Here is a 20,945-nt window from a genome sequence, read left to right as displayed (position 1 = left end):
TCAGGGTCCCGCGTAGAACACGTAGGAGATCCGGTCGGCGACCGGGGCGGGGACGGCCGTTTCCTCCCGGGCGGAGCGTTCGGCGACCTGGCCGAGCGCGTCCCGGTCGACCTCGGTCTGGTCGAGGATCACCCGGACGGCGTGCTCGACGGGCAGGAAGCGGCTGGGCAGCACCGAGCAGGTGCGGTAGGCGGCGAACGGGTCGGCCCGGGGGTTGAGCCGGAGCAGGGCGGGCAGGTCGTCCCAGTCGTCGGGGAAGCCGTCGGCGGTGTGCTCCCCGGGGACGAAGACGGGTTCGCCGGCGTCGCGCAGCAGCCCGAGGCGGGCCAACTGCCAGACGGCGGCGAGGAACGGGCAGGACCACAGGCGCCGTCCGTCGGGGTGCTCGCTCCACAGTTCGGCGTCGAGGAAGACGGAGTGGCGGCGGGCCGCGGTCTCGGCCGGCGGCTGCCAGGCGGCGGCCCGTTTCATCGCCTGCGGGGCGCGGGCCACGGGGCTGCGTTCGCCGTTGGCCAGCCAGCCGGTCTCGGCGGCGGGCGGGCGCAGGCCGTAGGAGCCGGGCGGCGGTGACTCCACGATCCGGCCGGCCACCGCCTCGGCGACGGGTGTCCCGCCGGTGACCGCGCAGCCCGACTCGCGGGCCAGGTAGTCGATGACGAGCCCGGCCCGGTCGGCCTCGTCCAGGAGCATCGGCACCAGTTCGGCGGGGCTGGAGAAGCGGGTGAAGTAGTCGTCGACGAGGAAGCAGGTGCTGATCCGGGGGCGCCGGGTGCCGGGGCCGGCCGCGGCGGTGGCACGGGCGGCCTCGGCCCAGGGCCGGACCTGGGCGAAGTGCCGCCGGAGCTGGGCGGGTCCGGCCTCGAAGTCCTCCAGGTAGAGGTGGCCGATCTCCAGGGAGAGGTGGGACAGCGGGACGGCCTGGGTGCGCGGGTCGGCGGCGGTCTCGCGGAACACGGCTCCGGTCATGGCCGCCCCCAGTAGGTGTCGTCGGTCAGTCTCCGGGCGATCTCCTCCAGCGCTTCCAGCGTCTCCTTGTTGGCGATCTGCGTGGCGAGCACGTCCTCCTCGGTGATCATCTGCTCCCGCCACTGCAGGATGGGCTCCAGGGGTACGACGCCGAGGACGACGCTGTCGCCGATGGCGTACTCGGCGGCGAGCCGGCGCAGTGCCTCGTCGGTGGACTGCATCCAGGCCGCCTGGGCGGGCGTGACCCGGGACCAGACCGCGGAGTCGGGGTCGGGCACGGCGGCCCGGACGAACCGGACGGCGGCGCGCAGGGCGTGCTCGTCGTGGCCGCGGGCGATGCCGCTGTCGATGATGCCGTGCTCGTCGTGGACGAGTCCGGAGGCGGCGATCACGTGCTGCCGGGTCCAGCGGTGGAAGACCAGCCAGCGGAAGCGGACGTGCCGCATCCGGGGGTGGGCGGTGGCGGCCAGCACCATGTCGACGGCGTAGCTGCGGCCGGCGCTGAGGTCGATCATGGTGAGGTCGAACTCGGCGTTCAGCCGCAGCAGCAGGTCGACGCAGCGCTCCAGGGCGTCCTCGTCGGTGGCGAACTCGCCGCCGCCGGCGTCCCCGGGGAAGAGCACCAGCCGGCCCGACTGGTTGGGCCAGGCCCGCAGCACCGGGTTCTCGGTCCGGCGCCAGACGTCGATCACGGCGGGTTCGGTGACCTCGCCCTCCAGGTAGGAGTGCAGGCCCCGCTCCCGGGTGCCGCGGACGGCGTCGGGGACGTCGAAGACGGCGGCGGCGGTGGGCGAGCCGAAGTCGAAGTCGACGTAGGCCACGTGGTCACCGCCGAGCGCGCGCTGGTAGGCCAGGTTGGCGCTGGTCACCGAGCGTCCCGTGCCTCCCTTGTCGGAGGCGGCGAAGACCAGCACGGGCTCAGCCCTCCTTCACGCCGGCGCCCCTGGCCTGGGCCAGGGTGTCGAGTTCCTGGAGCACCGGCAGGGTCAGGGCGAAGGCGGTGGCGGGCCGGCTGTCGACCAGGGCGCGGGCCCGGTCGAGGCGGTTCTCGATGCTGCGCATGGCCCGGCCCCGGTTGCCGTCGACGCCGGCCGACGCCTCCAACTGCTCCTTGCCGAAGAGGTGGTTGGCCTCGCTGAGCAGCTCCCGGGCGAGCTGGGCCAGTTCGGGGCTGGGGATGGGCTGCTGCTCGTAGAGGTTGCGGGCGGCGACCAGGCATTCGGTGACCCGTTCGGTGACGCTCCAGGACAGGCGTTTGCCGATGTTCCGGGAGTCGGGGTAGACGGCCCGGGGGTCGTCCCAGAGGTCGGCGGTCTCACCGCCCTCGATCCGCCGGTGCCAGAGGTGCTCGAAGGTCTGCTCGGCCAGCCGCAGCAGCTTGCCCTGGGAGTTGATGTTCTGGGAGAGGGTGGCGAGCTGGACGATCCGCTTGAGCATCTGGGCCGAGTAGTCGACCATCCGCCACTGCAGGACGCCGCCGGAGCGCTCGGAGCCGGCGAGCGGCATGGTGACGCCGGGGTGGTGCAACTGGATCACCGGGTCGCCCGCGGTCATCCGGCTGGTGATCCGGCCGCGGTCGGCGAGGCGTTCCATGATGGCGACGGTGCGGGTGAGGTCGTCGTCGGTGGCGTTCCGCCGCACCAGGTCGTGGACGAGGATGGCGGCGACGGTCAGGGAGAAGTACTCCGACTCCAGTTGCAGCCCGGTGGTCTGCCAGGGCAGGTCCTCCAGGGGCCAGCGCTCGGCGCCGAAGCGGGCGACGGTCGACCAGTACTCCTGGCTCAGCTCCCAGCGCAGCCGGAGCGCCTCGGCGAGTTTCTGCTGGTCCTCGTCGAGCAGGCCGAGGGTGAGGGTGCGTTTGGAGAACAGGTCCTGGATGCCGTCCAGGGCGACCACGGTGAAGTACACGTAGGGCAGCCGGTCGGCGATGCCGTCGGGCTGGCCGGGGACCCGGCCCCCCAGGTCGGTGACGCGCGGCGCGTCGTGGACCACGCCCCAGGCCCAGCCGCACTCGAACAACTGGCTCTCGTCCCGGATGCTCTCGTCGACCTGGATGCCGCGGGTGAGGCTCTCGATGACGGTGGCGCGCAGCGGCCGGAAGCGGCGGGCGAACTGCTGGAGGACGGCCCGGTCGGACTGCCGGTCCTGGCCGATCACCCGGATCAGCCGCCGGCCCTGCTCGGACTCGGCGTCGAAGACGTTGACCGTGAAGGAGCGCAGCAGGCTGATCATCGCGGCGGTCAGCCGGAGGTTGGTGGCCCCGCGCAGTTCCTCGATCGCGGCGTGCACCTCGGGGCGGGTGGTGGTGGTCTCGTAGACCTTGAGGAAGCCGAGGGTGGCGAGGCTGAGGGTGACCGACATCGAGAAGCTGTCCACCACGCCCAGATCGGCCTGCCGGTGGGTGAGTTCGCCGGTGGGGTCGGCCGGTTTGAAGTAGTGCCCGCCGGCGAAGGTGGGGCTGTCGTCGGCGTCGGTGTGGGTCCGCATGAAATGGGACATGGCGTTGATCAGGTTGAGCGGGATCTCCAGCCGGTTGCCGACCGGTTCCAGGACCCGCAGGACGTCCCGTTCGGTGGTGTCGGGCTGGTCCAGGCGGAAGGCGGGCACCTCGGTGGCCGGGTAGAGCAGGCAGAGCAGGCGCTCGGCGTCGGCGACGCTGCTCAGTCCGCCGGCGTCCCCCGAGATCAGCTTGCCGTCTTCGAACGAGTGACGGGCCACCGCCCGCCAGATGTCCAGCAGATGCTGCCGTGGCTTGATCTGCATCCCCGCACCCCTTGCACAGATCGCTGAGCCTGGTGTGCCGCTCCGGTCAGGGGGCGGCGATCGTGGAATTGCGCCGCCCGAGGGCGAGCAGCATTCCGTCGTGACCCTCCCGGACCAGATGATTGAGATCGTGGATCTCCAGCCCGTCGCTGTACGGGGCGAGGCTTTCCCGGGCCCGGTGCTCATTCACCCGGTATGCGGGAAAGCGCTCCTCCCCCACCTGATATCCGACCGATTCCTTCATGAACGCGGCGGCGAACGGGGCCCCGTCCGTGAGCGCGTTCATGAAACACCGGACGCCCCGCCGGAACTCCTCGGGGCACTCGGACATCGAATCGGCGACGAAGAACATCGTGCCGAGGTCCCAGCGCCGGTGCCCGTCGAGGTCGAACAGGTTCTGCCGCTCCACCCGGACCACCTCGCCGGCCCGGGTCCGCGGGTCGACGTCCCGGTAGGCGGGGGCCTGGCGGAGTACGTCCCAGAAGGCGTCCCAGACCCCGTCCAGCCCGCCGGGGGCGGTCTGCCGCTCCAGGTACTCCACGTTCGGCTCCGCGTATTCGAGGAGGACGACCTTCTCGCACCAGGGGAGCATGGACAGGGCCGGATAGAGATTCGCCCCGGCGCCCACGTCGACACCGCGGATCGTGTACCGGCCGGTTCCTTCCAGGCAGCGGCTGAAATGATCGCGCATCATCCGCACGATCAGCAGATCGACGTCGAGCGGAGTCCGGTAATTGTCGTCGACATACGCCTCCGGATCGAACTTCGACCAAGGTGCGTCGGCGTTGCGATCCATAATCACCCTGCCGCTTCCTGTGTCGTCCCGGGACTGGACCCCGCGCGGTGTCCGTGCCCATGAACCATGAACGGTGAACATTGACCGACGAAAACCGGCACCCGGCTTTTCCGCACCGTAAAGCACGGGAACTCGCGCGGCCAGCGCGGAACTCGCCAGTCCCCCGCCGCGGGGGGCACGTCCGGCGCATCGACGCACACCCGAACTTCCCCTTGTGCGGCGGGAGTTGGGCGCCCACTGTGGCTACTGGCCGACCCCGGCCGCCGCACCTGGCGAATGACTGGAAGGTGTGATGCGCGCCGCGGCGAGTTGACGTCCGTCCGTATGTGTCCGACTGGGGGTGGCATGACCGCCGAACCGCTGGAACGTTTCCTCGAACGCCGGGTGCGGCTCACCGCCCCCGGCCCGGACGAGGCGTCCCTGGTCCTGCGGACCGCCCGGGAGAGCGACCTGCCGGAACTGCGGCGGCTGGACCGCGAGGTCTTCCAGGAGGTCGCCTACCCCGGCTTCCTGTTCCGCCAGCTCTACGACATGTACGCCGGTCACTTCCTGGTCCTGGACGACGGCACGGGGACGCTGCGCGGCTATGTGCTGGCCGGGACCTCGGCGCTGGACCGGGACAGTTGGGTCCTCGGCCTGTGCGTGGCCCCGGACCGGCGGCGGCACGGGCTGGGCCGGGAGCTGATGACGGAGATCCTCGCCCGGCTGCGGCGCAGCGGCGTCGAGCGGGTCCGGCTGACCGTGGAGCCCGGCAACAGCGCCGCCGTCCTGCTCTACCGCTCCCTGGGCTTCCGCCCCGACGGTCCGGGCGACGGCCTGCGGCGGGACTACTTCGGGCCCGGCATGCACCGCCGGGTCCTGCGCCTGGACCTCACCGGGAGCCGCTGAGGGCGCTCAGGACGGCGTACGGGCAGCCGCCAGCAGGCGGGTGACGTCCTCGGCGGGGAGGGTCAGGGCGGCGCCCACGGTGGCGAGCACGTCCCGCTCGGCGGGGGTGTACGGGCCGTCGGCCAGCGCGATCCGGGCGCCCTGGAGCAGGATCGACTCCCGTCCGGGGGCGGCGAGGTGCGGGGCCAGCGGGTCCAGGGCCTCGTGCAGCTCTATCGCGAGGCCGGGCCCGCAGGGCTCCCCGTAGAACCGCCCGGTGTCCGCGGCCAGGGCCTGGACCAGCGCGTCGAGCTGCTCCTCGGCGCAGTCGTAACCGGCCGCGCGCACGGCGCCGGCCGCCGTCCGCAGGGCCGTCCGGGAGCAGGTGCCGCTCGCGGCGAGGACCGCCAGGGCGACGGTGTGCACGGCGTCGCGGAGCATCGCGGCGAAGCGGGTGGTGGTGGGGTGGTCCAGGACGTCGGTGCCGTAGTGGCGCAGGCAGGCGGCGCACTCCACGGCGGGCCCGCAGTCGCCGCGCGACAGCACGGGCAGGCCGAGCACGGTGAAGCGGCGGCGGCCGGTGAGCCGCTGGTAGTTGCGGTCGCCCCCGCAGTCCGGGCAGAAGAACTCGCCGTCGCCGACGGCCGTCCACGCGGTACGGGTGCCCAGGATGCGCTGAAGCCGGGCAGCTCGGCCGTCTCGTCCCCGTCCAGGCAGCACGTCGCACCTCCGTAACCGCGCGGCATCATCGCCGCACTGGCGTGATGTTAGCCACATCACCGACGCGGCGTCAGTACCCCGGGCGAGACCTTTCCGTGACCTGCGCCGGGATCTGGCCGGTATGCGACGGGCCCCGCCCGCCGGTGTCCGGCGGGCGGGGCCCGGGTCTGGAGCGGGGCGGGTCAGCGGGCCGCGCGGTTGACGGCGGAGACGACCGCCTTCAGCGAGGCGCGGGTGGTGTTCGCGTCGATCCCGATGCCCCACAGGACCTTGCCGTCGATGGCGCACTCGATGTACGAGGCGGCCTGCGCGGAGGCGCCCTCGCTCATGGTGTGCTCCTGGTAGTCCAGCAGGCGCACGTCGATGCCGATGCCCTGCAGGGCGTGGAAGAAGGCCGAGATCGGACCGTTGCCGGTGCCGACCAGGGTGGTCTCCACGCCGTCGACGGTGGCCTCGACGGTGAGGGTGTCCACGCCGTCCCGGTCGGTCGTGGTCTGGCCGTTGGCGACCTGGATGCGGCCCCAGGGGTTCTCCGGGTTGGGCAGGTACTCGTCCCGGAAGACCGACCAGATCGCGCCCGGCGTGATCTCGCCGCCCTCCGCGTCGGTCTTGGCCTGGATCAGCTTGGAGAACTCGATCTGCATCCGGCGCGGCAGGTCCAGCTTGTGGTCGTTCTTCAGGACGTAGGCGATGCCGCCCTTGCCGGACTGCGAGTTGACCCGGATGACCGCCTCGTAGGACCGGCCGACGTCCTTGGGGTCGATGGGCAGGTACGGGACCGCCCACTCCAGGTCGTCCACGGTGACGCCCTTCGCGGCCGCGTCGGCCTCCATGGCGTCGAAGCCCTTCTTGATGGCGTCCTGGTGGGAGCCGGAGAAGGACGTGTAGACCAGGTCGCCCACGTACGGGTGGCGCGGGTGGACCTCCATCTGGTTGCAGTACTCCCAGGTACGGCGGATCTCGTCGATGTCGGAGAAGTCGATCTGCGGGTCGACGCCCTGGGAGAACAGGTTCATGCCCAGGGTGACCAGGTCGACGTTGCCGGTGCGCTCGCCCTGGCCGAACAGGCAGCCCTCGACGCGGTCGGCGCCGGCCATCAGCGCCAGCTCGGCCGCCGCCACCGCCGTACCGCGGTCGTTGTGCGGGTGGACGGACAGGCAGACGTACTCGCGGCGGGAGAGGTTGCGGTGCATCCACTCGAAGCGGTCCGCGTGCGTGGAGGGCGTCGAACGCTCCACGGTGGCGGGCAGGTTGAGGATGATCTCGCGGCCCGGACCCGGCTGGTAGACGTCCATCACCGCCTCGCAGACCTCCAGGGCGAAGTCCAGCTCGGTGTCGGTGAAGATCTCCGGCGAGTACTGGTAGCCGAACTCGGTCTCCGGGCCCAGCAGCTTCTCGGCGTACTCCATCACCAGGCGGGTGCCGTCGACGGCGATCTGCTTGATGTCGTCCTTCGAGCCGCGGAAGACCACGCGGCGGAAGACCGGCGCGGTGGCGTTGTACAGGTGCACGGTGGCCCGCCTGGCGCCCTTCAGGGACTCCACCGTGCGCTCGATCAGGTCCTCGCGGGCCTGGGTCAGTACGGAGATGGTGACGTCGTCCGGGATGGCGCCCGGCTCCTCGACGATGGAGCGGATGAAGTCGAAGTCGGTCTGGCCGGAGGCCGGGAAGCCGACCTCGATCTCCTTGTAGCCCATCTTGACCAGCAGGTCGAACATGGCGCGCTTGCGGGCGGGCGACATCGGGTCGATCAGGGCCTGGTTGCCGTCGCGCAGGTCCGTGGAGAGCCAGCGGGGGGCGGCGGTGACGCGCTGGTCGGGCCAGGTGCGGTCGGGGATGCCGACCTGCTCGTAGCCGCGGTACTTGCTGATCGGCATGGAACTGGGCTGCTGGCGGTTGGCCATGGTGGCGTGGGCTCCTCTGGGGTTCCGCGGTGACCGCGGGGTCCGACGGACGGCCGACGCGCAACGCCGAGCTCCGCGGGGAGGGAGTCGGCCTCGACTACAGGCCCTCGCCGCGGCAGCTAAGGAGAAGCAGCCCGAAACGCATGGTGCTCCGCAGCCTAGCCGAGCCGCGCCGGACGCGCGGTCCCGTATCAGTATGCGGGACCCCGGGGACAAGCCGGGCGAAGAGTGCCACATACCACGCCGAGGGGACGGTGAGGCGCCGCTCACCGGGCAATTCACCAATCATGGTTGCGGGTGGTGACAGGTACGTCACACAGTGCAAAGGTGCCGGTCATGACGACCAACGGGGGCTTCGAGCCCGTCTTCTGCACCATCGTCCCACCGCACGTCCTCGACAAGCTCGCGCAGGCCGAGGACCCCGCGCTCGCCGGACCCGCCCGCCGCACCCTCCAGCGCGACGCCTACGAGCGCACCCAGCGCCGGATGACCACCGTGCTGGGCGCCCCGGCGGCCACCCGCCCCGCCGCCGCCGAGCCCGCCCAGCCCCGGCGCACGGTCTACGACGCCCGGCACGACACCGATCTGCCGGGCTCGCAGGTGCGCGGCGAGGGCGAGGACCCCGGCCAGGACGCCACCGTCAACCGCGCCTACGCGGGCCTCGGCGCCACCTTCGAGCTGCTGCTCACGGCGTACGGGCGCGACTCCATCGACGGCTCCGGGCTGCCGCTGGACGCCACCGTGCACTACGACCGCGAGTACAACAACGCGTTCTGGAACGGCGAGCAGATGGTGTTCGGCGACGGCGACGGCGAGATCTTCCTCGACTTCACCATCCCGGTGGACGTCATCGGCCACGAACTCGTCCACGGCGTCACCCAGTACACGGCCAACCTGACCTACTTCGGCCAGCCCGGGGCGCTCAACGAGTCGGTGTCGGACGTCTTCGGCGCGCTGATCAAGCAGTACACGCTCGGCCAGACCGCCGAGCAGGCCGACTGGCTGATCGGCGCCGGCCTGCTCGCCCCGCGCGTCACCGGGGTCGCCCTGCGCTCGATGAAGGCCCCGGGCACGGCGTACGACGACGACGTCCTCGGCAAGGACCCGCAGCCCGCGACGATGGACGACTACGTCCGCACCGGCCGGGACAACGGCGGCGTCCACATCAACTCCGGCATCCCCAACCACGCGTTCTACCTGGTCGCCACCGCGCTCGGCGGCAACGCCTGGGAGCGGGCCGGGCAGATCTGGTACGACGTGCTGACCGGCGGCTCGCTGGACCCGGAGGCCCGGTTCGCCGACTTCGCGGCGCTGACCCTGGACGCCGCCCGGGAGCGGTACGGCACGGGCCCGGAACTCGACGCGGTGGACAAGGCGTGGGAACAGGTCGGGGTGCGCCCCGCCTAGTTCCGTACTAGACACGGTCCCATGCGGATTCAGGTGACGCGCACAGGAGGCTTCGCGGGCATCGAGCGCCACGCGGAGGTGGACACCGCCGGCCGCTCGGACGCGGCCGAGTGGCACGCCCTGGCCGGGCGGGCGGTCGCCGACGGCCGGAGCACGCCGCCGGCCGGGGTGCCGGACGGGTTCGGCTACCGGATCACCGTGGACGGCCGGACCGTGTACGCGGCCGACCCCCGGCTGACCGGGGAGCAGCGGGAGCTGGTCGCACGGGTGCTGAAGGAGGGTTCCTGACGGTTGACGGGCGCGGCCGGCGGTGCGGATGATCCGCGCATGGCGATGGATCCGATGCCCCGTTTCCCGGCCGGTTTCCTGTGGGGCGTGTCGACCTCGGCGCACCAGATCGAGGGCGCGGCAAAGCTGCGCGAGCGGTCGGTGTGGGACGCGTTCACCGAGCTGCCGGGGCGGGTGCGGGACGGCTCGACGGCGGCGGTGGCCTGCGACCACTACCACCGCCACCGCGAGGACGTGGCGCTGCTGGCCGGCCTGGGCGTGGACGCCTACCGCTTCTCCGTCTCCTGGCCCCGGGTGAACTCCCCCGGCGGCCTGGACTTCTACGACCGGCTGACGGACGAGCTGTGCGCGGCCGGGGTGCGTCCGGTGCCGACCCTCTTCCACTGGGACCTGCCGCTGGGCCTCGACTGGCGGGAGCGGGACACCGCGGAGCGGTTCGCCGGGTACGTGGCGGTGGTCGCGGACCGGCTCGGCGACCGGGTGCGCACCTGGATCACGCTGAACGAACCGGCGGAGCACACCCTGCTGGGCCACGCCTTGGGCGTGCACGCGCCGGGCGAGCGCCTGCTGTTCGACGCGCTGCCGGTGGCCCACCACCAACTCCTCGCGCACGGCCTGGCGGTACGGGCGCTGCGCGCGGCCGGCGCCCCGGACATCGGCATCGCCGACTCGCACGCCCCGGTTTGGCCGGCCTCCGAGGAGCCCGCCGACCGGGAGGCGGCGGACTTCTACGACGTGCTGCTGAACCGGATGTTCGCCGACCCGCTGCTGCTGGGCCGCTACCCCGACGGCATCGGCGAGCTGATGCCGGGCGACGCCGGGGCCGATCTGAAGGTGATCGCCGAGCCGCTGGACTTCTACGGCGTCAACTACTACGCGCCGGCGAAGGTGGGCGCCCCGAGCGGCACCCCGGGCGAGTTCGGCGGGGTGCCGCTCCCGGCCGAACTGCCCTTCTCGGTGCGGGAGATCGAGGACCGGCCGGTGACGGACTTCGGCTGGCCGGTGGTCCCCGAGGGCCTCACCGAGCTGCTCACCGGCCTGCGGGACCGGTACGGCGAGCGGCTCCCGCCGGTGCTGATCACCGAGAACGGCTGCTCGTACCCCGGCCTCGACGACCAGGACCGGATCGCCTACCTGGACGCGCACATCCGGGCCGCGCACGACGCCCTCGCGGCCGGGGTGGACGTGCGCGGCTACTTCGTGTGGTCGCTGCTGGACAACTTCGAGTGGGCCGAGGGGTACGCCCGCCGCTTCGGCCTGGTCCACGTGGACTTCACGACGCTGGAGCGGACCCCGAAGGCGTCGTACCACTGGTTCCGGAAGCTGCTGGCGGACGGGCGCCGCTGACCTCCGCCGCGCTCAGAACCCGAGCTTCCTGAGCTGCTTCGGGTCCCGCTGCCAGTCCTTGGCGACCTTCACGTGCAGGTCGAGGAAGACCGGCGTGCCCAGCAGGGCCTCGATCTGCTTGCGGGAGCGGATGCCGACCTCCTTCAGGCGCTTGCCCTTGGGGCCGATGATGATGCCCTTCTGGCTGGGGCGCTCGATGAAGACGTTGGCGTGGATGTCCAGCAGCGGCTTGTCGGCGGGGCGGTCCTCGCGGGGCAGCATCTCCTCCACGACCACGGCGATGGAGTGCGGCAGCTCGTCGCGTACGCCCTCCAGCGCGGCCTCCCGGATCAGCTCGGCGACCATGACCTGCTCGGGCTCGTCGGTGAGGTCGCCCTCCGGGTAGAGGGGAGGGCTCTCCGGGAGCAGCGGGATCAGCAGGTCGGCCAGGAGGTCCACCTGCTGCCCGGCCGTCGCCGACACCGGGACGATCTCGGCCCAGCCGATGCCCAGTTCCGTGCCGAGCTGGTCGATGGCGATCAACTGCTCGGCGAGGGTCTTGCTGTCGACCAGGTCGGTCTTGGTGACGATGGCCACCTTGGGGGTCTTGCGGATCGCGGCCAGTTCCTTGGCGATGAACCGGTCGCCGGGCCCGAGCTTCTCGTTGGCGGGCAGGCAGAAGCCGATCACGTCGACCTCCGCCCAGGTGGTGCGGACCACGTCGTTGAGCCGCTCGCCCAGCAGGGTGCGCGGCTTGTGCAGCCCGGGGGTGTCGACCAAGATCAGCTGGGCGTCCGGCCGGTGCACGATGCCCCGGACGGTGTGCCGGGTGGTCTGGGGCCGGTTGGAGGTGATCGCCACCTTCTGCCCGACCAGAGCGTTCGTGAGGGTGGACTTGCCCGCGTTGGGGCGGCCCACGAAACAGGCGAAGCCGGCCCGGTGGGGGGCCTCGGACGTTTCCGACGGCTCGGATGACTGACTGCGAACGCTCATGGCGCCCATTGTCCCTGATCCGGCGAGCACCGCCGTACCGCCTTCCTCACACGCCCGCCGTCCCCGCCACCGGACCGGGTCCGCGGGCGGTCCGGGGCGCCCGGGTCAGCCCGCGGTGACGGTCCCCCGGACCTCGCCGTCGGGGCCGGCCACCAGCACCGGCGTCGCGGGTCCGCCCAGGTCCCGTACGGCCGCCCGGTCCTCGTCGGAGACGGTCCCGGCGTCGGTCACCACGGCCGCCGCCTCCAGCGAGGTCGCGCCGGAGGCCACCGCCATCGCCACCGCCGTCCGCAGCGCGCTGAGCTTCAGCGAGTCCAGGGCGACGGTCCCGGCGACGTACGTCCGGCCGGTCCCGTCGCGGACGGCGGCCCCCTCGGGCACCTGGTTGCGGGCCCGCGCGGAACGGGCCAGGGTGACGATCTTGCGGTCCTCGGGGTCGAGCGCGCTGCTGTCGGTCATGGGGTCGAGCATACGAAAGCGGCCGGGGCGCTATCCGGCCACGGGGTACATCGCCCCGCGCCGGCCCTCCGGGGAGGCCAGCCACTCCAGCTTCGCGGCGGTGTTGGCCTCGTCCAGCGGGGTGTGCAGCACGATCGTCAGGTCCGGGCGGGCGGGCACCTTCAGCGCGGTCGACTCCACGCACAGCAGCCCGACCAGCGGGTGGTCCAGTTCCTTGCGGATCTGTCCGGCGTCCTCGATGTCCCGCTCGGCCCACAGCCGGGTGAACTCCTCCCCCGCCTCCCGCTCCAGCTTCCGGAGCACCTGCCGGTAGCCCTCGTCGCCGGGGGCGGCCGCGCAGGCGGCCCGGAACTGGGCGACGACCGTGCGGGCGTTGCGCTCCCAGCTCTTGGCGCGGGAGCGGTACAGCGGGTCGGTGAAGAAGTCCACGATGCAGTTCTGCGTGGTGCCGGGGCGCATCCCGAGCACGATCGCCGCGGCGTCGTTGTACATCACGCAGTCGTAGTACGCGTCCATGATGTGCGCCGGGTACGGCATCCAGGTGTCGATCAGCCGCCGCAGCCCGTCGCACATGTGCCGCTTGGCGGGCTCCACCTCGGGCGCGGGCGGGTTGAGGCCGGCCAGGACGTACAGATGGCGCCGCTCGGCGTTGCTGAGCCTGAGCACGCGGGCGACGGCGTCCAGGACCTGCGGCGAGACGGAGATGTCCCGGCCCTGCTCCAGCCACTGGTACCAGGAGGCGCCCACCCCGGCGAGGACGGCGACCTCCTCGCGGCGCAGGCCCGGCGTGCGGCGCCGGCCGCCGCCCTCCGGCAGTCCCGCCTCGGCGGGTGTCACCCGCGCCCGGCGGCTCATCAGGAATTCCCGCAGCTCACCCCGCCGCCCCGCGACGGCCTCCTTGAGTTCCGGCACCCGCTCCCCCTGTAAGTCCTGGCTGCCTGGTGGTGGCACCACCAGGACAACTGCCCGCTCCCCAAGGCTATTCCGCGGGCCTCAGGCTCGTTGCCATGGCGATCGACACCACTCCCACCACCGTACGGAAGCCGCCCGCTCCCGCGCTGACTTCGCGCGACCGGCTGATCCTGTTCGTGCTCTGCGCGGCCCAGTTCATGGTCGCGCTCGACTTCTCCGTGCTCAATGTCGCGCTGCCGGTGCTCGGCGCCGACCTGGGCATGAGCCGGTCCGCCCTCCAGTGGGCGGTCACCGCGTTCGCGCTGCCCTCCGGCGGCTTCCTGCTGCTGTTCGGCCGCACCGGCGACCTCTACGGCCGGCGCAGGCTGTTCCTGGCCGGGCTCGCCCTGTTCGGCGCGGCCTCGCTGCTGGCGACCTTCGCCTGGGACCCGGCGTCCTTCCTCGCCGGACGCGCCCTGCAAGGGCTCGGCGCGGCGGCCATCGTGCCGACCGGGATGTCGCTGCTGACCACGACCTTCCCGGAGGGCCCGGCCCGCGACCGCGCCCTGGGCATCTCGGGGACGCTGCTGTCGCTGGGCTTCACCGTCGGCATGGTGGCGGGCGGGGTGCTGACCGACCTGCTGGGCTGGCGCTCCACCATGGGCCTGCTGACCCTGTTCGCCCTGATCGTGCTGCCGCTCGCGCCCGGTCTGCTGCCGGAGTCGCGCACCCCGGAGCGGCCCCGCCTGGACGTGCCCGGCGCGGTCACCGTCACCGGCGGTCTGCTGGCGCTGATCTACGCCCTGTCCACCGCCGCCGACCAGGGCTTCGGCCGGGCCGACGTCCTCGTCGCCCTGGTCGCGGGCGTGCTGCTGCTCACCGCCTTCGCGGTCGTGGAGTCCCGGGCCGTCACGCCGCTGGTGTCGCTGCCGATGCTGCGCCGCCGCACGGTGGCCTGGGGCAACCTGGGCGGGCTGGTCACCTTCTCGATGATGTCGACGGTCGTCTTCGTGCTCACCCTGTACCTCCAGGAGGTGCTGGGGCTGTCCGCCTTCGAGACCGGCCTGGTCTTCGGGGTGCAGGGCGTGCTGTCGGTGCTGGCCGGGTCGTACGCGCCGCGGGTCATCGGCCGGTTCGGCGCCCGCCGGACGCTGGTCGGCTCGCTGGCCGGGCAGGGGCTGCTGGGCACCGCGCTGCTGGGGCTCGGCGAGGGCGGCGGGTCGGTGTGGCTGGCGACGGCCGCGGTCTCGCTGGCCAGCATGTGCCACCTGGGCGCGATCATCTCCTACGGGCTGACCGTCACCTCCGGTGTCCCGGACGAGGAGCAGGGCCTGGCCACCGGCCTGGTCACCTCCACCCAGCAGGTCGGCATCACCGTCGGCATCCCGCTGCTGGGCGTGCTGGCCACCACCGCGGGGGACCTCGCCTCGGGGGTGCGTACGGTGCTGGCGCTGGACGCGGCGATCGTGCTGGCGGCGGCCGTGCTGGTCGGGCTCGGGCTGCGGGTCCGGCGGGCGGGCTCAGGGCCGGTCGAGGCGGAGGCGGTCGGCGCGCGGTAGACCGGCGACGACCAGGTCGTAGGAGTCCTCGACCAGCTCCCGGACCAGGCGGTCCGGGAGCCCGCCGTCCACCGTCACGGTGTTCCAGTGCCGCTTGTTCATGTGCCAGCCGGGGATGATCAGGCCCTCGTGCTCGCGGCGCAGCCGGACCGCGTCGTCCGGGTCGCACTTGAGGTTGACGGTGAGCGGGCGCGCGTCCAGGTAGGTGAGGGCGAACATCTTGCCCAGGACCCTGAAGACGGAGATCTCCGGGCCGAACGGGAAATCCTCCACGGCGGCGTCGAAGGACAGGCACAGGGCGCGCAGTCGCTCGGGGCTCACTCGGGGTCCGCCTCCTCCTTGCCGGCCGGCTCCGCCAGCACGGTCACGATCTTGTTGCGGCGGCCGGCGGCGGCCTCCGCGGTCAGCCGCAGTCCGCGTCCGTCGGGCAGCTCGACCATGGAGGAGGCGCCCGCGATCGGCACCCGGCCCAGCGCCTTGGCCAGCAGCCCGCCGACGGTCTCCACGTCCTCGTCGTCGAACTCCTCCAGGCCGTACAGCTCGCCCAGGTCGCCGATGTCCAGGCGGGCGGTGACCCGGTAGCGGTCCTCGCCGAGGTCCTGGACCGGCGGGAGTTCCCGGTCGTACTCGTCGGTGATCTCGCCGACGATCTCCTCCAGGATGTCCTCGATGGTGACGATGCCGGCGGTGCCGCCGTACTCGTCGATGACGACGGCGACGTGGTTGCGTTCCTTCTGCATCTCGCGCAGCAGGTCGCCGGCGTTCTTGGTGTCCGGCACGAAGAACGCGGGCCGCATCGCCGTGGAGACCAGCTCGGACTCGGCGTCGCGGCTGATGTGCGTCTTGCGGGCCAGGTCCTTGAGGTACACGATGCCGACGATGTCGTCCTCGCTGTCGCCGGTCACCGGTATGCGGGAGAAGCCGGAGCGCAGGGCGAGGGTGAGGGCCTGCCGGATGGTCTTGTACCGCTCGATGACGACGAGGTCGGTGCGCGGGACCATGACCTCGCGGACCAGGGTGTCGCCCAGCTCGAACACCGAGTGCACCATGCGGCGCTCCTCGGCCTCGATCAGCGACTCCTTCTCGGCGAGGTCGACCAGGGCGCGCAGCTCCGCCTCGGAGGCGAAGGGGCCGCGCCGGAAGCCCTTGCCGGGGGTGAGCGCGTTGCCGATGAGGATCAGCAGGGGCGGCACCGGGCCCATGATCCGGGCCAGCGGCACCAGCACGTACGCCGCCGCCGTCGCCGTGTTCAGCGGGTGCTGGCGGCCGATGGTGCGCGGGGAGACCCCCACGGCGACGTAGGACACCAGCACCATCACGGCGATGGCGATGAGCAGGGCCTCGGTGGTGCTGCTGAACTCGTTGAGGCAGGCGTACGTGACCAGGGCGGCGGCGGCCATCTCGCAGGCGACGCGGACCAGCAGCGCCACGTTGAGATAGCGCGTCGGGTCGGCGGCGACCTTGGCGAGTCTGGCGCTGCCGCGCCGCCCGGAGCGGACGGCCTCCTCGGCGCGGAAGCTGGAGACCCGGGCGAGGCCGGCCTCCGCGCAGGCGGCGAGCCAGGCGACGACGACCAGGGCGACGGCACCGGCGACGAGGGGCAGGCTCATGAGACGGTCGGGGCCGGGGACGGGCCGGTCAGGCCCCTCTCCGCACGCCAGTTGTCCACGATGGCCGCCTGCAGGCCGAACATCTCGGCCTTCTCGTCCGGCTCCTCGTGGTCGTAGCCGAGCAGGTGCAGCACACCGTGGACGGTGAGCAGTTGCAGCTCCTCGTCCATGGTGTGCTTCGTCTCGGCCTCGGCGCCCTGCTTGGCCGCCACCTCGGGGCAGAGCACGATGTCGCCGAGCAGCCCCTGGGGCGGCTCCTCGTCGTCCTTGGCCGGCGGGCGCAGCTCGTCCATCGGGAAGGACATGACATCGGTGGGGCCCGGGAGGTCCATCCACTGGATGTGGAGCTGCTCCATGGCGTCGGCGTCCACGACGATCACCGACAGTTCGGAGAGCGGGTGGATGCGCATCCGCGCGAGCGCGTAGCGGGCGATGTCGAGGATCGCCTGCTCGTCGACCTCGGTTCCGGACTCGTTGTTGACGTCGATCGACATGGTGGTGCTGGTCTACTTCCCCTGGGGTCGCTTGGCGCCGGACGGCTTGCCGTGGTTCTTGTGCCCGCCGTTCTCGGTTCCGTGCTCGCTGTCGTACTTCTCGTAGGCGTCGACGATACGGCCCACCAGCTTGTGCCGTACGACGTCCTGGGAGGAGAGCCGGGAGAAGTGCACGTCGTCCACGCCGTCCAGGATGTCCTGCACCTGCCGCAGCCCGGACTTGGTGCCGCCCGGCAGGTCGACCTGGGTGACGTCACCGGTGATCACGATCTTCGAGTCGAAGCCGAGCCGGGTGAGGAACATCTTCATCTGCTCGGGGCTGGTGTTCTGCGCCTCGTCCAGGATGATGAAGGCGTCGTTGAGCGTCCGGCCGCGCATGTACGCCAGCGGCGCCACCTCGATCGTGCCGGCGGCCATCAGACGGGGGATGGAGTCCGGGTCGAGCATGTCGTGCAGGGCGTCGTAGAGCGGGCGCAGATAGGGGTCGATCTTCTCGTAGAGGGTGCCCGGCAGGAAGCCGAGGCGCTCGCCGGCCTCGACCGCGGGGCGGGTCAGGATGATGCGGTTGACCTGCTTGGACTGCAGGGCCTGGACGGCCTTGGCCATGGCCAGGTAGGTCTTGCCGGTGCCGGCCGGGCCGATGCCGAAGACGATGGTGTGCCGGTCGATGGCGTCGACGTACCGCTTCTGGTTGAGCGTCTTGGGGCGGATGGTGCGGCCGCGCGAGGACAGGATGTTCTGCGTGAGCACCTGGGCCGGGGTCTCCTGGCCGTCGCTCTCCCCGTTCTCGCTCGCCTTGAGCATGGCGATCGAGCGTTCCACTGCGTCCTCCGTCATCGGCTGCCCGGTGCGGAGCACGAGCATCATCTCGTCGAACACGCGCTGGACGAGGGCGACCTCCGCCGGGTCGCCGGTCGCGCTGATCTCATTGCCCCGGACGTGGATGTCGGCCGCCGGGAAGGCCGTCTCGATCACGCGCAGCAGGGAGTCGCCGGACCCCAGGACGGTCACCATGGGGTGCTGGGCGGGGACGGTGAACATGGCTTTCGTCTGCCCCTGCGCGGGGGTGTGAGCTGTCGGTGTGTGAGTCATGGGCCGGCGCTGAAGGCCTGCGGTTCCTCCTCGTCACGGCCGCGCCGAGGGCGGCCTCGCGTTTTCCAGGGTACGACGGGGCACCGACAACCCCGTAGGACTTTTCCCGTGGGCGTACGCCGGGCTCACGCGGACCGGCGGAAGCCGATCGTGGGGACCGCCCGGCGCAGCGGCCAGGGCCGGACGGCCTCGTCGGGGACCAGGTCGTTCAGGAACGCGTACCGGCGCAGGGCGGCGGGGTCCTGGTCCTCGACCGACTGGACCTCGCGCCACCAGGCGGCCACCTCCGACCAGCCGGGCGCCGACAGCGACCCGCCGAACTCCTGGACGGACAGGGCGGCGGTCAGTCCGGCGAAGGCGAGCCGGTCGGCGAGCGGCCAGCCGGCCAGGGTGCCGGTGACGAACCCGGCGACGAAGACGTCCCCGGCGCCGGTGGGGTCCAGGGCCTCGACGGCGATGGCGGGGACCTCGGCGCTCTCCCCGGTGCGCCGGTCCACGGCGTAGGCGCCGTCGGCGCCGAGGGTGACCACGGCGAGCGGTACGTACTCGGTGAGGGCGCGGGCGGCGGCGCGCGGGCAGTCGGTGCCGGTGTAGCGCATCGCCTCCTCGGCGTTGGGCAGGAACGCCTCGCAGTGCGCGAGGTCGGGCAGCCCGGCCAGGTCCCAGGCGCCGGTGTCGTCCCAGCCGACGTCGGCGAAGACCCGGGTGCCGCGGGCGGCGGCGCGGGCGACCCAGGGGGCGCGGGTGCCGGGGGTGAGGGAGGCGATGGCGGCACGGGCGCGTGGGGGGTCGTCGGGGACCGGCTGCTCCTCGGGGGTGGGCTCGTGGCCGTGGGAGACCATGGTGCGCTCGCCCTCGTAGGCCATGGAGACGGTGACCGGGGAGTGCCAGTTGGGCACCGTGCGGGACGCGCTGAGGTCGATGCCCTCGCCCTGGGCGAGGGCATCGTGGCAGTAGTCGCCGTAGTGGTCGTCGCCGAAGGCCGCCGCCAGGGAGGTGCGCAGGCCGAGGCGGGCCAGGGCGGTGGCCATGTTGGCGACGCCCCCCGGGCTGGACCCCATGCCGCGGGCCCAGGACTCGGTGCCGCGCACCGGGGCGGAGTCCAGGCCGGTGAAGACGATGTCGAGGAAGACGGTGCCCGTGAGGTAGACGTCCCAGGGCGGGTCGCCGGGGGCGCGCAGGGCGGCGAGGGGGTCGGCCTGCGGGTGGCGGTGCGCTCCCTCGGCGGCGGCGGACACGGTGGACGCTGTCACGGTGCGCTCCCTGGCAAAGCCGGCACGGTGTGGTTCCAGCCAGTGTGCACCACGCCGCCGGCGTTCCGGCCGCCGCCGGGGCCGGTGGGGGCGATCACGGCCGCCGTGCGCCGGCGCGGCCGGGATCTCCGGGGGCCCGGTGGTTCACCAGCGGGGCACCGCCGGTGTGGTCCAGGACGGGTCGGCCGCGCGCATCGCCGCCGCGTCGTCGCGGTCCCGGTAGGTGCCGTCGTCGTCGAGCCAGCGGCGGTGCAGGAAGGCGAGCCGGTCGCGGTCGAGGCGGACGCCGAGGCCGGGGGCGTCGGAGACGGCGACCTTGCCGCCGTCGAAGACGAGCCGCTCGGTGAGGACGTCCTCCGACTGCCAGGGGTAGTGGGAGTCGCAGGCGTGGTGCAGGCCGGGGACGGTGGACGCCACGTGGGTCATGGCCGCGAGGCTGATGCCGAGGTGGGTGTTGGAGTGCATGGACACGCCGACGCCGAAGGCGCGGCAGACGGCGGCCAGGTGCTGGGTGTTGCGCAGCCCGCCCCAGTAGTGATGGTCGCTGAGCACCACCTGGACGGCGCCCCGGGTGAACGCCTCCTCGATCTCGGCGAACGTGGTCACGCACATGTTGGTGGCCAGCGGCACTCCGGTCCGCGCGGCGACCTCGGCCATGGCGGGGGTGCCGAGCGCGGGGTCCTCCAGGTACTCCAGGACGTCGCCGAGTTCGGCGGCGACCCTCAGGGAGGTCTGCACCGACCAGGCGCCGTTGGGGTCCAGGCGCAGCGGGCGGCCGGGGAACGCCTCGGCCAGCGCCCGGACCGCGGCGGTCTCCTGCTCGGGCGGGAAGACGCCACCCTTGAGCTTGAACGAGGTGAAGCCGTACCGCTCGGTGAAGCGGCGGGCCTGCTCGACCACGCCGGCCGGGTCGACGGCTTCGCCCCAGTCGTCGGGTTCGCCCGGGACGCCCTCGGGGTGCCGGGCCCACTTGTAGAACAGGTAGGCGCTGTACTCGACGGCGTCGCGGACCTTGCCGCCGAGCAGCGCGTGCACGGGCAGGCCGAGGCTCTTGCCGAGGGCGTCGAGGCAGGCCACCTCGAAGCCGGAGACGACGGACAGGCGCAGCTTGTCGGCGGTCTGCACGCCGCGCAGCCCGCCCACGTCGACCTGGCCGGAGACCCGGGAGGCGGCCACGGCGACCTGGTCGGCGAGGGTGAACAGGCCGTTCAGGTCGGACACCTGGCGGCCGGGCAGCCGGGCGGCGATCGGCCGGGCCAGTTCCAGGTACTTGGTGTCGCCGTAGGTCTCGCCGACGCCGGTGACCCCGTCGGCGGTGACGACCTCCACGATGAGCCGGGGCGTGTACGGCTGGTGCACGCCCTGGGTGTTGAGCAGCGGCGGGTCGGCGATCAGGATCGGCGTCAGGCGGACGTCGGTGACGGTGAGGTTCACAGCGCGGCTCCTGCCAGGTCCGGTCCGGTATCGGGACTCACGCCGGTCATCTCCCCATGTAGACGTCATCCATGTATGGAGATGGAGGTTAGATAGGCGAACACCGTCCGTCAATGGCCCGGC

20 protein-coding genes are annotated in these 20,945 nt (G+C 72.3%); 5 read left to right on the top strand and 15 right to left on the bottom strand.

Annotation, left to right across the window (positions count from 1 at the left end; all coding sequences use genetic code 11):
• Genes ACFY32_RS01305 through ACFY32_RS01290 form a run of 4 tightly spaced genes read right to left on the bottom strand, consistent with a single transcriptional unit; the run spans window position 1 to window position 4,525 of the window.
• Window positions 1–966, bottom strand: a complete 966-nt coding sequence (locus ACFY32_RS01305) for an SCO2522 family protein (RefSeq protein ID WP_390673119.1) — start codon at window positions 964–966, stop codon at window positions 1–3.
• A complete protein-coding gene (locus ACFY32_RS01300) occupies window positions 963–1,880 on the bottom strand; it encodes an SCO2523 family variant P-loop protein (RefSeq protein WP_359191603.1) in 918 nt (305 codons plus the stop codon). The genes ACFY32_RS01305 and ACFY32_RS01300 overlap by 4 nt, the downstream gene beginning before the upstream one ends.
• A 4-nt stretch (window positions 1,881–1,884) precedes the next feature.
• Window positions 1,885–3,729: an SCO2524 family protein gene (locus ACFY32_RS01295; RefSeq protein ID WP_359191606.1), complete on the bottom strand. Its 1,845-nt coding sequence runs from the start codon at window positions 3,727–3,729 to the stop codon at window positions 1,885–1,887.
• Between the two features lie 46 nt (window positions 3,730–3,775).
• Window positions 3,776–4,525, bottom strand: coding sequence for an SCO2525 family SAM-dependent methyltransferase (locus ACFY32_RS01290; RefSeq protein ID WP_359191609.1), 750 nt, complete (start codon window positions 4,523–4,525; stop codon window positions 3,776–3,778).
• A gap of 345 nt (window positions 4,526–4,870) precedes the next feature.
• Between ACFY32_RS01290 and ACFY32_RS01285 the strand changes: the two genes are divergently transcribed.
• On the top strand, window positions 4,871–5,413 hold the full coding sequence (locus ACFY32_RS01285; RefSeq protein ID WP_359191612.1) for a GNAT family N-acetyltransferase: 543 nt from the start codon (window positions 4,871–4,873) through the stop codon (window positions 5,411–5,413).
• Between the two features lie 6 nt (window positions 5,414–5,419).
• On the opposite strand, the gene ACFY32_RS01280 is transcribed toward ACFY32_RS01285, so the two are convergent.
• Both ACFY32_RS01280 and leuA read right to left on the bottom strand, forming a co-directional pair.
• Window positions 5,420–6,112: a TerB family tellurite resistance protein gene (locus tag ACFY32_RS01280; RefSeq protein ID WP_359191615.1), complete on the bottom strand. Its 693-nt coding sequence runs from the start codon at window positions 6,110–6,112 to the stop codon at window positions 5,420–5,422.
• A gap of 182 nt (window positions 6,113–6,294) precedes the next feature.
• Window positions 6,295–8,016: a 2-isopropylmalate synthase gene (gene leuA / locus ACFY32_RS01275; protein ID WP_359191618.1), complete on the bottom strand. Its 1,722-nt coding sequence runs from the start codon at window positions 8,014–8,016 to the stop codon at window positions 6,295–6,297.
• Between the two features lie 336 nt (window positions 8,017–8,352).
• On the opposite strand from leuA, the gene ACFY32_RS01270 reads away from it, so the two are divergent.
• From ACFY32_RS01270 to ACFY32_RS01260, 3 genes are read left to right on the top strand one after another with little or no spacing between them, the layout of a single operon-like run.
• Window positions 8,353–9,423, top strand: coding sequence for a M4 family metallopeptidase (locus ACFY32_RS01270; protein ID WP_390673118.1), 1,071 nt, complete (start codon window positions 8,353–8,355; stop codon window positions 9,421–9,423).
• Window positions 9,424–9,444: 21 nt separating this feature from the next.
• Complete coding sequence (locus ACFY32_RS01265) at window positions 9,445–9,711, top strand: protealysin inhibitor emfourin (RefSeq protein ID WP_390673117.1); 267 nt, start codon at window positions 9,445–9,447, stop codon at window positions 9,709–9,711.
• Between the two features lie 39 nt (window positions 9,712–9,750).
• Window positions 9,751–11,058 (top strand): GH1 family beta-glucosidase, encoded by a 1,308-nt coding sequence (locus tag ACFY32_RS01260; RefSeq protein WP_359191627.1) that lies wholly within the window; start codon window positions 9,751–9,753, stop codon window positions 11,056–11,058.
• 12 nt (window positions 11,059–11,070) lie between these two features.
• Here the strand turns inward: ACFY32_RS01260 and era are convergent, their stop codons facing one another.
• The 3 genes from era to ACFY32_RS01245 all read right to left on the bottom strand — a co-directional run bounded on the left by era (window position 11,071) and on the right by ACFY32_RS01245 (window position 13,344).
• The gene (gene era, locus ACFY32_RS01255; protein ID WP_359191630.1) at window positions 11,071–12,030 is read right to left on the bottom strand and encodes a GTPase Era; all 960 of its coding nucleotides are present in this window, start codon (window positions 12,028–12,030) and stop codon (window positions 11,071–11,073) included.
• A 105-nt stretch (window positions 12,031–12,135) separates the two neighbouring features.
• Window positions 12,136–12,489, bottom strand: coding sequence for a cytidine deaminase (locus ACFY32_RS01250; protein WP_390673116.1), 354 nt, complete (start codon window positions 12,487–12,489; stop codon window positions 12,136–12,138).
• Between the two features lie 30 nt (window positions 12,490–12,519).
• A complete protein-coding gene (locus ACFY32_RS01245) occupies window positions 12,520–13,344 on the bottom strand; it encodes a helix-turn-helix transcriptional regulator (protein ID WP_359191929.1) in 825 nt (274 codons plus the stop codon).
• A 152-nt stretch (window positions 13,345–13,496) separates the two neighbouring features.
• Between ACFY32_RS01245 and ACFY32_RS01240 the strand changes: the two genes are divergently transcribed.
• The gene (locus ACFY32_RS01240) at window positions 13,497–14,939 is read left to right on the top strand and encodes an MFS transporter (protein WP_390673115.1); all 1,443 of its coding nucleotides are present in this window, start codon (window positions 13,497–13,499) and stop codon (window positions 14,937–14,939) included.
• Here the strand turns inward: ACFY32_RS01240 and ACFY32_RS01235 are convergent.
• The 6 genes from ACFY32_RS01235 to ACFY32_RS01210 form a co-directional block, all read right to left on the bottom strand.
• A complete protein-coding gene (locus ACFY32_RS01235; protein ID WP_359191639.1) occupies window positions 14,901–15,260 on the bottom strand; it encodes an MmcQ/YjbR family DNA-binding protein in 360 nt (119 codons plus the stop codon). The genes ACFY32_RS01240 and ACFY32_RS01235 overlap by 39 nt on opposite strands.
• Complete coding sequence (locus ACFY32_RS01230) at window positions 15,257–16,549, bottom strand: hemolysin family protein (RefSeq protein WP_359191642.1); 1,293 nt, start codon at window positions 16,547–16,549, stop codon at window positions 15,257–15,259. Before ACFY32_RS01230 ends, ACFY32_RS01235 begins: the two co-directional genes overlap by 4 nt.
• On the bottom strand, window positions 16,546–17,043 hold the full coding sequence (gene ybeY, locus ACFY32_RS01225) for an rRNA maturation RNase YbeY (protein ID WP_359191645.1): 498 nt from the start codon (window positions 17,041–17,043) through the stop codon (window positions 16,546–16,548). The genes ACFY32_RS01230 and ybeY overlap by 4 nt, the downstream gene beginning before the upstream one ends.
• A gap of 12 nt (window positions 17,044–17,055) precedes the next feature.
• A complete protein-coding gene (locus tag ACFY32_RS01220) occupies window positions 17,056–18,135 on the bottom strand; it encodes a PhoH family protein (RefSeq protein WP_359191648.1) in 1,080 nt (359 codons plus the stop codon).
• A gap of 125 nt (window positions 18,136–18,260) precedes the next feature.
• Window positions 18,261–19,388, bottom strand: a complete 1,128-nt coding sequence (locus tag ACFY32_RS01215) for a PfkB family carbohydrate kinase (RefSeq protein ID WP_359191651.1) — start codon at window positions 19,386–19,388, stop codon at window positions 18,261–18,263.
• 144 nt (window positions 19,389–19,532) lie between these two features.
• Window positions 19,533–20,822, bottom strand: coding sequence for a glucarate dehydratase family protein (locus ACFY32_RS01210; RefSeq protein ID WP_359191654.1), 1,290 nt, complete (start codon window positions 20,820–20,822; stop codon window positions 19,533–19,535).
• Window positions 20,823–20,945 lie beyond the last annotated feature (123 nt).

Source organism: Streptomyces sp. NPDC000134 (assembly GCF_042899225.1).
Classification (GTDB): domain Bacteria; phylum Actinomycetota; class Actinomycetes; order Streptomycetales; family Streptomycetaceae; genus Streptomyces.
The sequence above is the reverse complement of the archived record's forward strand: the minus strand, read 5'-3'. Positions and strand labels throughout refer to the sequence as shown.

What these genes read in the sequence shown, in the direction of transcription:
- ACFY32_RS01295 (WP_359191606.1), bottom strand. Translation starts at nt 3,729, where the DNA reads ATGCAGATCAAGCCACGGCAGCATCTGCTGGACATCTGGCGGGCGGTG.
- ACFY32_RS01305 (WP_390673119.1), bottom strand. Translation starts at nt 966, where the DNA reads ATGACCGGAGCCGTGTTCCGCGAGACCGCCGCCGACCCGCGCACCCAG.
- ACFY32_RS01250 (WP_390673116.1), bottom strand. Translation starts at nt 12,489, where the DNA reads ATGACCGACAGCAGCGCGCTCGACCCCGAGGACCGCAAGATCGTCACC.
- ACFY32_RS01265 (WP_390673117.1), top strand. Translation starts at nt 9,445, where the DNA reads ATGCGGATTCAGGTGACGCGCACAGGAGGCTTCGCGGGCATCGAGCGC.
- ACFY32_RS01260 (WP_359191627.1), top strand. Translation starts at nt 9,751, where the DNA reads ATGGCGATGGATCCGATGCCCCGTTTCCCGGCCGGTTTCCTGTGGGGC.
- ACFY32_RS01230 (WP_359191642.1), bottom strand. Translation starts at nt 16,549, where the DNA reads ATGAGCCTGCCCCTCGTCGCCGGTGCCGTCGCCCTGGTCGTCGTCGCC.
- era (WP_359191630.1), bottom strand. Translation starts at nt 12,030, where the DNA reads ATGAGCGTTCGCAGTCAGTCATCCGAGCCGTCGGAAACGTCCGAGGCC.
- ACFY32_RS01240 (WP_390673115.1), top strand. Translation starts at nt 13,497, where the DNA reads ATGGCGATCGACACCACTCCCACCACCGTACGGAAGCCGCCCGCTCCC.
- leuA (WP_359191618.1), bottom strand. Translation starts at nt 8,016, where the DNA reads ATGGCCAACCGCCAGCAGCCCAGTTCCATGCCGATCAGCAAGTACCGC.
- ACFY32_RS01245 (WP_359191929.1), bottom strand. Translation starts at nt 13,344, where the DNA reads ATGAGCCGCCGGGCGCGGGTGACACCCGCCGAGGCGGGACTGCCGGAG.
- ACFY32_RS01290 (WP_359191609.1), bottom strand. Translation starts at nt 4,525, where the DNA reads ATGGATCGCAACGCCGACGCACCTTGGTCGAAGTTCGATCCGGAGGCG.
- ybeY (WP_359191645.1), bottom strand. Translation starts at nt 17,043, where the DNA reads ATGTCGATCGACGTCAACAACGAGTCCGGAACCGAGGTCGACGAGCAG.
- ACFY32_RS01270 (WP_390673118.1), top strand. Translation starts at nt 8,353, where the DNA reads ATGACGACCAACGGGGGCTTCGAGCCCGTCTTCTGCACCATCGTCCCA.
- ACFY32_RS01285 (WP_359191612.1), top strand. Translation starts at nt 4,871, where the DNA reads ATGACCGCCGAACCGCTGGAACGTTTCCTCGAACGCCGGGTGCGGCTC.
- ACFY32_RS01220 (WP_359191648.1), bottom strand. Translation starts at nt 18,135, where the DNA reads ATGACTCACACACCGACAGCTCACACCCCCGCGCAGGGGCAGACGAAA.